General features: G+C 31.4%; 12 protein-coding genes. 10 read left to right on the forward strand and 2 right to left on the reverse strand.

Features of this window, described 5'->3' with window-relative positions; all coding sequences use genetic code 11:
* Positions 1-61: 61 nt before the first annotated feature.
* Positions 62-1,015, forward strand: coding sequence for a PhoH family protein (locus MBM09_RS07165; RefSeq protein WP_238676167.1), 954 nt, complete (start codon positions 62-64; stop codon positions 1,013-1,015).
* Positions 1,015-1,965, forward strand: a complete 951-nt coding sequence (locus MBM09_RS07170; protein ID WP_238676168.1) for a phosphoribosylaminoimidazolesuccinocarboxamide synthase — start codon at positions 1,015-1,017, stop codon at positions 1,963-1,965. Before MBM09_RS07165 ends, MBM09_RS07170 begins: the two co-directional genes overlap by 1 nt.
* A gap of 39 nt (positions 1,966-2,004) precedes the next feature.
* On the opposite strand, the gene MBM09_RS07175 is transcribed toward MBM09_RS07170, so the two are convergent.
* Positions 2,005-3,108, reverse strand: coding sequence for a heparan-alpha-glucosaminide N-acetyltransferase domain-containing protein (locus tag MBM09_RS07175; RefSeq protein ID WP_238676169.1), 1,104 nt, complete (start codon positions 3,106-3,108; stop codon positions 2,005-2,007).
* A gap of 100 nt (positions 3,109-3,208) precedes the next feature.
* Between MBM09_RS07175 and MBM09_RS07180 the strand changes: the two genes are divergently transcribed.
* Positions 3,209-4,573, forward strand: a complete 1,365-nt coding sequence (locus MBM09_RS07180; protein ID WP_238676170.1) for a sodium:alanine symporter family protein — start codon at positions 3,209-3,211, stop codon at positions 4,571-4,573.
* A gap of 7 nt (positions 4,574-4,580) precedes the next feature.
* On the opposite strand, the gene MBM09_RS07185 is transcribed toward MBM09_RS07180, so the two are convergent.
* Complete coding sequence (locus MBM09_RS07185; protein ID WP_238676171.1) at positions 4,581-5,474, reverse strand: AraC family transcriptional regulator; 894 nt, start codon at positions 5,472-5,474, stop codon at positions 4,581-4,583.
* Between the two features lie 199 nt (positions 5,475-5,673).
* Between MBM09_RS07185 and MBM09_RS07190 the strand changes: the two genes are divergently transcribed.
* From MBM09_RS07190 to MBM09_RS07220, 7 genes are all read left to right on the forward strand, one after another.
* Complete coding sequence (locus tag MBM09_RS07190) at positions 5,674-6,093, forward strand: helix-turn-helix domain-containing protein (protein WP_238676172.1); 420 nt, start codon at positions 5,674-5,676, stop codon at positions 6,091-6,093.
* Positions 6,094-6,201: 108 nt separating this feature from the next.
* A complete protein-coding gene (locus tag MBM09_RS07195; RefSeq protein ID WP_238676173.1) occupies positions 6,202-7,443 on the forward strand; it encodes a hypothetical protein in 1,242 nt (413 codons plus the stop codon).
* A 35-nt stretch (positions 7,444-7,478) separates the two neighbouring features.
* Complete coding sequence (locus tag MBM09_RS07200; RefSeq protein WP_238676174.1) at positions 7,479-7,739, forward strand: DUF4212 domain-containing protein; 261 nt, start codon at positions 7,479-7,481, stop codon at positions 7,737-7,739.
* A gap of 26 nt (positions 7,740-7,765) precedes the next feature.
* On the forward strand, positions 7,766-9,472 hold the full coding sequence (locus MBM09_RS07205; RefSeq protein WP_238676175.1) for a sodium:solute symporter family protein: 1,707 nt from the start codon (positions 7,766-7,768) through the stop codon (positions 9,470-9,472).
* 132 nt (positions 9,473-9,604) lie between these two features.
* A complete protein-coding gene (locus MBM09_RS07210) occupies positions 9,605-9,799 on the forward strand; it encodes a hypothetical protein (RefSeq protein WP_238676176.1) in 195 nt (64 codons plus the stop codon).
* Positions 9,792-12,482, forward strand: coding sequence for a sensor histidine kinase (locus MBM09_RS07215; RefSeq protein ID WP_238676177.1), 2,691 nt, complete (start codon positions 9,792-9,794; stop codon positions 12,480-12,482). Before MBM09_RS07210 ends, MBM09_RS07215 begins: the two co-directional genes overlap by 8 nt.
* A 16-nt stretch (positions 12,483-12,498) precedes the next feature.
* The gene (locus MBM09_RS07220) at positions 12,499-12,864 is read left to right on the forward strand and encodes a response regulator transcription factor (protein ID WP_238676178.1); all 366 of its coding nucleotides are present in this window, start codon (positions 12,499-12,501) and stop codon (positions 12,862-12,864) included.
* Positions 12,865-12,911: the final 47 nt, after the last annotated feature.

Below are 12,911 nucleotides of genomic sequence, written 5' to 3' on the forward strand. Positions count from 1 at the left end.
TTATGATTAAGATGAAATTATAAGTTTATGAAGATATATTTTTAAAACAAAATTTAGGCCTTTGAACGAAATCATTATTGAACTTGAAGAGATTTCTCCAAAAGAATTTTTTGGAGCACAAAATGCAAATATAGAACTCTTAAAAAAGTACTTTCCAAAGCTAAAAATTGTAGCGAGAGGAAATAAAGTTAAAGCTTTTGGAGATGAAGAATTACTAGAAGAATTTGATCGCCGAATATCTATGCTTTTAAAGCATTTTGGTAAGTATAATAAACTAGATGAAAATGTTATAGAACGTGTTTTAACTAGTCAAAGTAGTGATGATTACAATACGTCTAAGCAAAGCGGAGAAGTTATTGTTCATGGTGTAGGCGGAAAACTTATAAAAGCGCAAACTGCAAATCAGCGTAAGTTGGTAGAAAGCATGAGACAAAATGATATGGTTTTTGCTATAGGTCCTGCAGGAACCGGTAAAACCTATACTGGTGTAGCATTGGCTGTACAAGCTTTAAAAAACAAAGAAGTAAAACGTATTATTTTAACTCGACCAGCAGTTGAGGCAGGCGAAAATTTAGGTTTTTTACCTGGAGATTTAAAAGAAAAGTTAGATCCTTACATGCAACCGCTTTATGATGCGTTGCGAGATATGATTGCTCCAGAAAAATTGGCACATTACATAGAAAATGGTACCATACAAATTGCACCATTGGCTTTTATGCGTGGACGTACACTAGACAATGCCTTTGTAATTTTAGATGAAGGACAAAATACAACACATGCGCAAATGAAAATGTTTTTAACGCGTATGGGGAAAAATGCAAAATTCTTATTAACAGGAGATCCAGGGCAAATTGATTTACCAAGACGAACTATTTCTGGGTTAAAAGAAGCGTTGCTAATTTTAAAGAATGTTGAAGGTGTTGGTATGATATTTTTAGACGATAAAGATGTAATAAGGCATAAACTGGTTAAAAAAGTAATAGCAGCCTATAAAAGTATTGAAAACAGAGAGTAATGAGTAATACTATAATTGATACAAATTTTAAGTTTCCAGGGCAGAAAAGTGTTTATAAAGGGAAAGTTAGAGAAGTATATAATATTAACGATGAGCAATTGGTTATGGTGGCAACCGATAGGTTATCGGCGTTTGATGTTGTTATGCCAAAAGGTATTCCTTACAAAGGGCAAATATTAAACCAGATAGCTACCAAAATGATGAAAGCTACTGAAGATTTAGTTCCAAATTGGTTAACTGCCACACCAGACCCTAATGTTGCTGTGGGGCATTTGTGTGAACCATTTAAAGTAGAAATGGTAATTCGTGGTTACATGTCTGGTCATGCAGCTCGTGAGTACAAAGCAGGTAAAAGAATGTTATGTGGTGTGCCTATGCCAGAAGGGATGAAGGAAAACGATAAGTTTCCTAAACCTATTATAACACCTGCAACCAAAGCTGAAATGGGTAATCATGATGAAGATATTTCTCGTGAGAATATTTTAAAACGCGGTATTGTAAGTGAGGCAGATTATTTGATTTTAGAAGATTATACACGTAAATTATTTCAGAGAGGTAGTGAAATTGCGGCTTCTCGCGGACTTATTTTAGTGGATACTAAATATGAATTTGGTAAAACTAAAGATGGTAAAATTGTATTAATTGACGAGATTCATACACCAGATTCATCACGTTATTTTTATGCAGATGGCTATGAGGAACGCCAAGATAAAGCTGAACCGCAAAAACAACTTTCTAAGGAGTTTGTACGCCAATGGTTAATTTCTAATAATTTTCAAGGTTTAGAAGGGCAAACCGTGCCTTTTATGAGTGATGAGTACATAGAAACTGTTAGCGAGCGTTATATAGAACTTTACGAAAATATAACTGGAGAAACTTTTGTAAAAGGTGATGTAAGTAATATACAAAAGCGTATAGAGAATAATGTATTGGAGTATTTAAAAAACTAAAACCAGCCACAAAGGATTATATTTTTTTAATAAACTTTATTATAAACCTTGACGGTAATTTTTTATCCTATCTGTTATTTTTCGAATTATATCATAAACAAAAGTGTTGGTTTTTGCATAATGAAATGATATAAAGCAAACCACAATCATAAAAAAAGCTGCTCCCCAAATTGCTTCACTAGGTTCTAACGATTTACTGAAATAGCGTTTTAAACCATAACCTGTAAAACTTCCGTAGAGTAAAATAAAGTGTATTACATAAATGGAAAGCGTCTTTTTTCCAATATTAACAATTAAGGACTGTTTTAAAAATCGTTCAAACGTATAAAATACACCAAATAAAATAAGCACATTGCCCAGTCTGGTAAATAAGTAATTGTAATTAGCACTCATTTCAAATACTTCAATACTTGTGATGTGATATAATTTTATAAGAAACCACGAAGACTGATATAATAATAAACTACCAGCAACAAAAAACGTTATTATAGTAGTTAATTGAAAGTGACTTTTATGTGCATGTCTAAAGAAAACAGTAGATAAAAATGCACCAAAAGCCGAATACCCAAACCATGGCAGAATTGTAAATACAGAACCATTGGCTTTGGTCATATAATTAGCAATAAACTTTGGAATATGCTCTAAAGTTAAATTTCTGTAGAGTGGTTCGGTTACAAAAATTAAGCTACCTATAATAAAAAGAACTATCGAAAAAAAATAGCTCTGTTTTTTGAAAATCATATGGAGTAGTACCAACATTATTATAGACAAACCAATACATTGCAATACGTCGATTACAAGAATGTAAGGGTTGAAATAACCACTGAACCAACTCACCAGATTAATTCGAAGACTATAGCCTATAACAAGTAAAAGTAGTCCTCTAAATAGCCCTTTTTTTATTCTTATTTTATCATCTCCTTTGGCATAGGATCGCAAAAGTAAGTAGGCAAATACAAGTCCAGAAATAGTAAAGAATACAGGAGCAGTTATACCTCTAAAGTATGTCCAGATATTATAAATTGTGTTTGTTTTGTCTCTGTAAATAGGGTTTAATAAGGTATCTATAAAATGCCCTTGTAACATCATTAAAATAGCAAATGCTCTTACAGCATCAATAAAGAATAAACGTGTGGGTTGCAATATTTATAAATTTGAACGGGTTAAATATACTTTTAAAAAATTAATCTTAATGTTTATAAAATGATATATTTATAGCTTTTAAAGCTATTAACCTTAATTTATGAGTGAACTTATAAAGTCCTTTTCAGATTATGCATGGGGATTACCATTAGTAATTTTACTTATAGGAGGTGGTTTATATCTGTTACTACTTTCAAGATTTTTGCCATTTCGTTTTTTAGGTCATGCTATTCAAGTTTTAAGAGGTAAGTATGACGATCCTAATGATCCTGGGCAAATAAGTCATTTTAAGGCTTTAACAACAGCTTTGTCCTCAACTATTGGAATGGGAAATATTGCTGGTGTTGCAGTGGCTATTTCAGTTGGGGGCCCTGGAGCTATGTTTTGGATGTGGGTTAGTGCTATTGTTGGTATGTCTACAAAATTTTTCACTTGCACTTTAGCAGTTATGTATAGAGGTAAAGATAGTGCGGGTGAGCTACAAGGTGGTCCTATGTATTTTATTACTGAAGGTTTAGGGAAATCATGGAAACCACTTGCTGTAATGTTCAGTTTATTTGGAATGATTGGGGCGCTTCCAGTTGTTAATGTTAATCAATTAACACAAGCCATTAACGATATTGTTTTAATTCCTAATGGAGTAGAAGTAGGGTTGAAATCTAATCTTATTTTAGCTTTTATATTGGTTGTGGTAACATCTGTTATAATTCTAGGAGGATTAAAACGCATTAGTAATGCCGCTTCAAAAATGGTTCCCTCAATGGTATTATTATACTTTGTTTTGATATTGTTTATTTTAATATCTAATTACGAAGTCCTCCCTAAGTATTTTGTTATGATTTTTACTGATGCTTTTGCTGCTGAAAATTTTAAAGGAGAACCATTTTATGGTGGGGTTTTAGGAGCTTTAATTTTGTTGGGTATTAGAAGAGGTGCGTTTTCAAACGAAGCGGGTATTGGTACTGCGCCTATGGCGCACGGTGCAGCAAAAACAAATGAGCCTATTAGGGAAGGATTAGTAGCTATGCTTGGTCCAGCTATTGATACCTTGGTAATTTGTACACTTACCGCTCTAGCTATTTTAGTTACAGGTGTTTGGGAAACCACCACAGATAATGGTGTGAGTTTAACAGCTTCAGCATTTAGCGATGCTATGCCAATTTATGGAAAGTATCTGTTAATGGTTTGCATTTTAATTTTTAGTGTGTCTTCATTATTTTCATACGCTTATTATGGTACTAAATGCTTATCGTTTTTAATTGGAGCAGATAAAAAACATTTTTACAATTATATTTACATATTAAGTATCATATTAGCAGCAACAACACCATTTAGTATGATGTTAAATTTAATTGATGGGGTTTTTGCGCTTATGGCAATTCCAACAATGTTAGCTACTATAATAATGGCACCTAGGGTTGTAAAAGAAATAAAGTTGTATAAGAATAGAATAAAATTAAAATAGTATATACTTAACCATGCACTTGTAAGTCTGGTGTGAATTTTCTAATGTTTCTATAAGTATTTCTATATTCACTTGGGGTTTTATTTTTACATTTTTTAAAAACTCTATTGAAATTAGCTATATTATTGTATCCACATTTATAACATATTTCACTAATAGAGAAATCGCTATCAATTAAAAATTTTGAAGCATAAATAAGCCTAACATCATTAATATAACTAATAAAAGTTTTTCCTGTTCTGTCTTTAATAAATCTGTTAAAAGAACTATTACTCATATTTACAAGATTCGAAATTTCAGTTAGGGATATTTTATTGCAATAATTTTTATGAACAAAATCATGAACTTTTTTTAGTTTTTTGCTATTTTCATATTTGCTCACCTCGTGGTCACTTTCAGAAAGTAATTTAAAATCTTTTGTAAGTGCTAATTCTTCTAAAATTAAAAGTAATTCTGTAAAACTACTTACCTTATTTTGATTTGTAATAGCTTCTAATTTTGGTAATAGTTTTAAGGCTATTTCTTTTGAGAAATTAACACCTTCTTTTGCCTTATCAAGTAAATCTTTTATTGGCTTAAATGTTTTTAAAGTGAACAATTTATCGTTAAACAACCACTCATGAAATAATATTGTTATTTCATTTATTTCTTTGCTCTGACAGTGATATGTTTCCCAACCATGTTCTAAATTAGATCCAATTAAAGTTAATTCAACATCGTCCATTTCCTCAATACTATTACCAACAATTCTTCGAATACCTTTTCCATTCCGAATAAAATTAATTTCAAATTCTGGATGAAAATGAATAGGGAAATCAAATTCATGCTTTATCTTTTTAATAACAAAAAAAGAATCGTCAGGTCTTAATTGTGTAATTTCTCTATTAATACATTTACTCATAATCATTATAGATAATGATTAAAGTTAGTTAAAAAAATGATTTCAAAAAAAATGAAAACCCCAAAAGTTGTAAATACTTTAAAAGAATACTTTAATAGAGCGGGATTGTAACTGTTTTTTCCTGTATATTATTATACAACAATAAATTTATTTTAATTAATTCGTGCTAAATTAGTATATTTATGCTAAAATAATATATATGACAGTAGATTTATGCCCAAACTGTGGATCGGACCAATACATTAAAAGTGGAATTGTCAATGATAGGCAGCGCTATAAGTGTAAAAAATGTAATTATTTTTTCTCTGTTAATAAGATGGGAAAGAAAATAGATGATTATTATGTTAACAAATCGCTGCAATTATACTTAGAAGGATTAACCTATCGTGAGATAGAGCGTATTTTAGGAATCTCTCATGTTAGTATCATGAATTGGGTTAAAAAATATAACATCAAACGTCCTTATAATTCAAATTATCATCCAACGTATAAGATTTTAAATGCTACAGAGTTAGGAAGCTATTTTAGTAATGCTGAAAATATCAATGGAGCAGGTGTGCTTGTTACGGAGTTGGGGGATAAATTCATGTTGATTAAATGGGAGCGTTTTAAAGATTAGTATAGTAATTTAACAAAAAAATATATTAATTTTTTGTTAACAGATTGTTTTTAAGAGATTAGTAGGGCACACAAAACCAATTAATTACTAACTAAATCTTATTAAACAATGAAAAATCAATCGTTTTTACTTTTAATAGTATTAATGCTGATATGCCCTTTTATGGGCAATAGTCAGGAAGATGGAAAGGATGTAGATCATTCTTATAAGCCATTAAAAATTAATTTAAATGAAGATGGTAGTAAATATTTACGATTTATTACATGGCATCAAATGTGGTTGGAAGCCAATAGCAATCAGAAAGGGTTAAGGCATTCAATTAGAAGATCTCGTGTTTTAGCTTTTGCTCAAATTTCTCCCAGATTCTTAATTTTAACTCACTTTGGCTTAAATAGTTTAGGTGCGGGGAATTTAACCGCAAACCCTAACTCGCAAACAGCAAACAATAGAAGTTTACTCTTTTTACATGACGCTTGGGCAGAATTTGCTATAGAGCCTGGAAAGTTACATATAGGTACAGGATTGCATTACTGGAATGGTATTTCTAGACTTTCTAATCAAAGCACATTAAATATGATGACGCTTGATAATCCAGGAGCTGGAAATGCAGATGCTAGACTTTTCCCATGGAATAACATCACTACAAGTGATCAATTTGCACGTCATTTAGGAATTTATGCAAAAGGATCATTAGGCAATTTTAGTTACAGACTTGCGGCTAATAATGCAAGAACTAATATAGGTACATTAGGACCAAATCCTTCTTTTCAAGTTGATAATATTAGTGGAGCTGGTCTTTGGAATTTTGCTGGATATTTTAAATACGATATTTTCGATAAAGAATCAGACAAGCTTCCATATTTGGTTGGTACCTACTTAGGAAAAAAGAAAGTTTTAAGTTTAGGTGCTGGTTTTTTCCATCATCCAGATGCATTAGCAGTTGGGGATTTAGAAACTAGAGAATCTGTGTCGCATTTTGCTATGGATGCGTTTTATGATGCTCCAGTTAATGAAAATATTGCAATAAACGCATTAGGTGCTTACTATAATTATAAATATGGTGATACCGATGGATTTAACTCTGGCGGATTGGTGCCATCATCAGGAAGTATTCTTCATGGGCAAGTGGGAGTTTTATTTAGAAAAGCGAACTTAATGCCTTATTTAACGTTTAACTCGCAAAATTTAGATGCTACACCAGAAAACAGTAGTGAATTTGGTTTTGGTCTTAATTATTTCATAAATGGTCATTTTGCTAAAATTACAGCCGAATTTACTTCTGGTACTAAAGGCGCTATAGGTGCTGAAGCTACTAATATATTTAGGCTTCAAACACATATCTTTTTATAAACAACTAATTAATTATAACCTTAAAACAACATTTTATGAGTGAAAAACAAAAACATGCAACAGCATATTGGAAGGAAAATCTAAAATACCTTCTAATTTTATTAAGTATATGGTTTGCAGTTTCATATGGAGCTGGAATTATATTCAAAGACGCATTAAACGCAATTAAAATTGGTGGGTTTCCACTAGGATTTTGGTTTGCACAGCAAGGTTCAATCTATGTATTTGTAATATTGATTTTTGTCTATGTTCGCTTGATGAACAAATTGGATAAAAAATATGGATTTGACGATTAATTAACTAACTAATAAAAAAAATAATCATGGATGTACAAACTTGGACCTACCTTATCGTAGGAGTAACATTTGCACTATATATAGGAATTGCAATTTGGTCGCGTGCAGGATCAACAAAAGAATTTTACATTGCTGGAGGAGGTGTTTCGCCACTTGCTAACGGTATGGCAACAGCTGCAGATTGGATGTCAGCCGCTTCATTTATTTCCATGGCTGGTATTATATCTTTTGCAGGATATGATGGAGCTGTATACCTAATGGGATGGACTGGTGGATATGTGCTTTTAGCACTTTTATTGGCTCCCTATTTAAGAAAATTTGGAAAGTTTACAGTTCCAGATTTTATAGGAGAGCGTTATTATTCTAATACTGCAAGAACAGTAGCTGTAATTTGTGCTTTAGTAGTGTCATTTACATACGTGGCTGGTCAAATGCGTGGTGTTGGAATTGTGTTTTCTAGATTTTTAGAAGTAGATATTACAACAGGTGTTATTATAGGAATGGTTATAGTACTTTTCTATGCTGTACTTGGAGGTATGAAAGGTATTACCTATACTCAAGTAGCACAATATTGTGTTTTGATTTTTGCTTTTATGGTGCCTGCAATTTTTATTTCAATTCAAATGACAGGTAATCCAATTCCACAGTTAGGAATGGGTGGAAAAGTAGAAGGTGGTGCTTATCTTTTAGATAAATTAAATGGGCTTTCAACAGAGTTAGGTTTTGCAGAATACACAAATGGTTCTAAAAGTTTAATTGATGTTTTTGCTATTACCTGTGCATTAATGGTAGGTACAGCAGGTTTACCTCACGTAATTGTTCGTTTCTTTACGGTTAAAAAAGTAAGTGATGCTCGTAAATCAGCTGGATTAGCATTATTATTTATTGCAATACTTTATACTACAGCTCCAGCGGTTGCTGTTTTTGCAAGAACTAACTTGATCGAAACGGTAAGTAACAAAGAGTATGCAGATATGCCTGTTTGGTTTTCTAACTGGGAGAAAACAGGTTTAATAAAATTTGATGATAAAAATGGTGATGGCGCTATTCAATATGTTGCAGATGCTAAAACAAATGAGTTGACGATTGATCGTGATATCATGGTATTAGCTAATCCAGAAATTGCAGATTTACCAAACTGGGTGATTGCTTTAGTTGCTGCTGGGGGATTAGCAGCTGCATTATCAACTGCTGCTGGATTATTATTAGTAATTTCTTCGTCTATATCTCATGATTTAATCAAAAAGATGGTTAATCCAAAAATTTCAGAAAAAGGAGAGCTTTGGGCTGCAAGAATTGCTGCTACAGTTGCAGTTGTAATTGCAGGTTTATTTGGTATTTACCCACCAGGTTTTGTTGCGGCAGTCGTCGCACTGGCATTTGGTTTAGCTGCGGCTTCCTTCTTTCCGGCAATTATATTAGGTATTTTTTATAAAAAAATGAATAAAGAAGGCGCTATAGCAGGAATGGTTGTTGGACTATTACTAATGCTTTTCTACATGTTAAAATTCAAATTTGGATTGTTTGATGGTGGAAAATCTGCTGTAGCAGGATTGAAAGAAAGTTGGTGGTTTGGAATTTCTCCTGAAGGATTTGGAACTATTGCAATGATTGTCAACTTTATAGTGGCTTTTGCTGTTAATGCATTTACACCAGAACCACCAGAAGATGTTCAAGAAATAGTAGAAAATATAAGAATACCTTCTGGAGCAGGTGAAGCTTCAAACCATTAAATGATTGTTCTATCTCGGACATAATTTTAATTAGTTAGTTAGTAAATCAGCATTACATTTATGTAGTGCTGATTTCTTATATTTATAACAACAATAAGATTTTTGTTTTTGCAAAAATTAAAAAACAACTAAATGAAAAAACGCCACGAACAAAAGCTTGTAGTATTGTCTATAGCTTTGTTTTTAATTTTTAATATCCCTTTTATTCTGATTTTTAATTTTGAAGGGGCTATTTTTGGTATTCCAACATTTTACTTCTCAGTATTTTCCATTTGGTTATTATCTATAGTCGTTTCCTATATTGTATTAAAACGTCATTATGAATAATTACGTTTTAATATTTATAATAGTAATCTATTTATCAGTATTGTTTTATATTGCTTTTTTGGCTGAAAAAAAGCGAAAAACCAAATGGGTAAATAATCCTTATGTGTATACCTTGTCTTTGGCGGTTTATTGTACTGCCTGGACTTATTATGGTAGTGTTGGGATTGCAGCCAATTCTGGTATTAATTTTTTACCCATTTATTTAGGACCTATAATCGCAGCTCCTTTGTGGATAGTTGTGCTTAGAAAAGTCATCCGAATTTCTAAACAACATAAAATTTCGTCTATAGCAGATTTTATCTCTTTGCGTTATGGTAATAGTAGAGTTCTTGGGGCTTTAGTTACTCTTATTTGTTTGTTTGGAACTATACCTTACATTTCTTTACAACTTAAAGCTGTATCTGAAACTTTTGAAATAATGTCTGATAAAACCAGCTATATTTCTTCTGTTATTATTGATGATTCAACTTTTTATGTAGCTTTAATATTAGCCATATTTGCAGCTTTTTTTGGAACACAAAACACTGATGCTTCTGAAAAACATAAAGGAATTATTGTTTCAGTTGCCTTCGAATCTGTTTTAAAGCTTGTCTTCTTTTTAGTTGTTGGGTCTTATATTACTTTTTATTTGTTTGATGGCACTACAGATATTTATAGTAAAATGGTGGTTACTCAAAACTTTAAACAATTGTCCACGCTTGGAGGTGTAGAAAGTGGGTTTAATTGGTTTTTTATGATTGCTTTATCTTTTATGGTAATCTTTTTATTACCAAGACAGTTTCAAGTATCGGTTTTAGAAAATACTAGAGAAAAGCATTTAAAAAAGGCTATTTGGTTATTTCCATTATATTTATTGCTTTTTAATATTTTTGTAATTTTTATAGCTTGGGCGGGTAAGCTTACATTTGGTAGCACACAGAACGCCGAATATTACACTCTGCTTTTGCCCTTAAAAAATGGAAACTCATTTTTAGCAACCCTTGTTTTTCTTGGTGGTTTTTCAGCAGTAATTTCAATGGTAATTGTTTCTACGTTGGCCTTGTCTACTATGGTAAGTAATAATTTAATTATTCCTTATGGGTTTTTAGATAAATTTATTAAAAATCAACCTGAACGAAACTCAAAATACATTAAAAATATTCGTCGTATTTCCATTTTTATCATCATTATTTCAGCTTATTTCTTCTATGTTTCGTTTTCAAAAGAGTTATCGCTATATTCAATTGGGTTAATTTCTTTTGTGATTATTTCTCAATTAGGACCTTCATTTTTTATAGGGTTATATTGGAATCGTGGGTCTTCAAAAGCAGCAATTATTGGTATGGTTGTAGGTTTTTGTATAACTATTTACACTTTGGTATTGCCTTTTACTTTACAAGCATATACTGGAACAGATGATTTTATACAATATGGATTAAATGGTATTTCTGCCTTAAAACCATATGCTTTATTTGGTATTGATTTTTTAAGTCCTCCAGCACATGCTTTTTTCTGGAGTATGACATTTAATATATTAAGTTATTTGACCTTTTCATTAGTTTCTAAAGGGAATTATAGAGAGCGTAACTATGCTGAAATGTTTGTAGATAGTAGAAACTTTTTAACCCTTCAGGATAGTGCTTTGGTTTGGAAAGGAGAGGCATATGTTGCAGATATTAAAAGTGTTTTGGTGCGTTTTTTGGGCGAAAATAGAGCTACACGCGCATTAAATATTTTCTTTAGAAAATATAAATTACCACCAGATACTCAGTTAGCAGATGCAAGATTGATTAACTTTTCAGAAAAACTATTAACAGGAAGTATTGGTTCTGCATCGGCAAAAATATTAATATCAAGTGTGGTTAAAGAAGAGCAAATTAGTTTAGTTGAAGTTTTGAGGATTTTAGAAGAATCTAAAGAAAACATTGTAAGTAATAAAGTTTTGTTAGAGAAATCTAATGAGTTAACACAATTGTCTGCAAAACTTAAAGATGTAAATCAAGAATTAATAACTAAAGACAAACAAAAAGACGAATTTTTAGATACTGTTGCTCATGAGTTAAAAACTCCAATTACAGGTATTCGTGCTGCAACAGAATTATTGATGGATGAAGATGATGATATGCCAAAGGAAATGAAGGCACAATTCTTAAAAAACATCCTTCAAGATTCAGATCGTTTAGGGCGTTTGATTAATAATATTTTAGATTTTGAAAAACTGGAAACAGGTAGGTTAAACTTAGATTTAACGTATAATGATATTCAAAAAACAATTGTAAAAGCCATTAGTAGTATTTCTCAAATAGCGGCAAAAAAAGAAGTACAGATTATAAATAAAAACCTAAATACTTTTAAAACTAATTATGACGAAGATCGTATCTTACAAGTATTAACTAATTTACTATCTAACGCCATTAAGTTTTGTGAACCTAAAAAAGGAAAAATAGTTGTGGATTATAGGTTGGGGAGTGAGTTTATTGAAATCTCTATAATTGACAATGGTAAAGGGATTCCTGAAGAAGATCAGGATTATATTTTTGATAAATTTTATCAATCTCAACATCAAAACACCATCAAACCTCAAGGTAGCGGATTAGGTCTTGCGATAACCAAACAGATTGTAGAAAAGCATAATGGTAAGATTTGGGCAAAAAAAGGCGTTAAAAAAGGCGCAACACTTGTTTTTACGATACCTTTTAAGTAAATTGAGTCCTGAATCTATGAAGAAGAAAATATTAATTGTAGACGACGAGCCTAATATAGTCATGTCGTTAGAATACACCTTCAAAAAGCAAGATTTTGAAGTGTTTATAGCAAGAGATGGAAGTGAGGCATTGCAGATATTGAAGCATCATACACCTGACGTTGTTTTGTTAGATATTATGATGCCAAATGTAGATGGTTATCAAACCTTAAAGTATATTAAAAACACAGACAGTTTAAAAACTGCAAAAGTAGTTTTTTTAACTGCTAAAAATAAAGCTTCAGATATTGAAAAGGGCTTAAAACTTGGAGCAGATAAATATTTAACAAAGCCTTTCTCAGTAAAAAAAATAGTTTCAGAAATTCTTGAACTACTAAATTAAAGTTGGTTTTGTGTGCAAACAAACTAAGTTTAATTAAAGTTTAAAGA

This window comes from Flaviramulus sp. BrNp1-15, assembly GCF_022259695.1.
Lineage (GTDB): Bacteria > Bacteroidota > Bacteroidia > Flavobacteriales > Flavobacteriaceae > BrNp1-15.

Bases quoted from the DNA above. Each gene is read 5' to 3' on its own strand.
- MBM09_RS07220 (WP_238676178.1), top strand. From the start codon at position 12,499: ATGAAGAAGAAAATATTAATTGTAGACGACGAGCCTAATATAGTCATG.
- MBM09_RS07195 (WP_238676173.1), top strand. From the start codon at position 6,202: ATGAAAAATCAATCGTTTTTACTTTTAATAGTATTAATGCTGATATGC.
- MBM09_RS07215 (WP_238676177.1), top strand. From the start codon at position 9,792: ATGAATAATTACGTTTTAATATTTATAATAGTAATCTATTTATCAGTA.
- MBM09_RS07180 (WP_238676170.1), top strand. From the start codon at position 3,209: ATGAGTGAACTTATAAAGTCCTTTTCAGATTATGCATGGGGATTACCA.
- MBM09_RS07200 (WP_238676174.1), top strand. From the start codon at position 7,479: ATGAGTGAAAAACAAAAACATGCAACAGCATATTGGAAGGAAAATCTA.
- MBM09_RS07170 (WP_238676168.1), top strand. From the start codon at position 1,015: ATGAGTAATACTATAATTGATACAAATTTTAAGTTTCCAGGGCAGAAA.
- MBM09_RS07210 (WP_238676176.1), top strand. From the start codon at position 9,605: ATGAAAAAACGCCACGAACAAAAGCTTGTAGTATTGTCTATAGCTTTG.
- MBM09_RS07185 (WP_238676171.1), bottom strand. From the start codon at position 5,474: ATGAGTAAATGTATTAATAGAGAAATTACACAATTAAGACCTGACGAT.
- MBM09_RS07190 (WP_238676172.1), top strand. From the start codon at position 5,674: ATGACAGTAGATTTATGCCCAAACTGTGGATCGGACCAATACATTAAA.
- MBM09_RS07205 (WP_238676175.1), top strand. From the start codon at position 7,766: ATGGATGTACAAACTTGGACCTACCTTATCGTAGGAGTAACATTTGCA.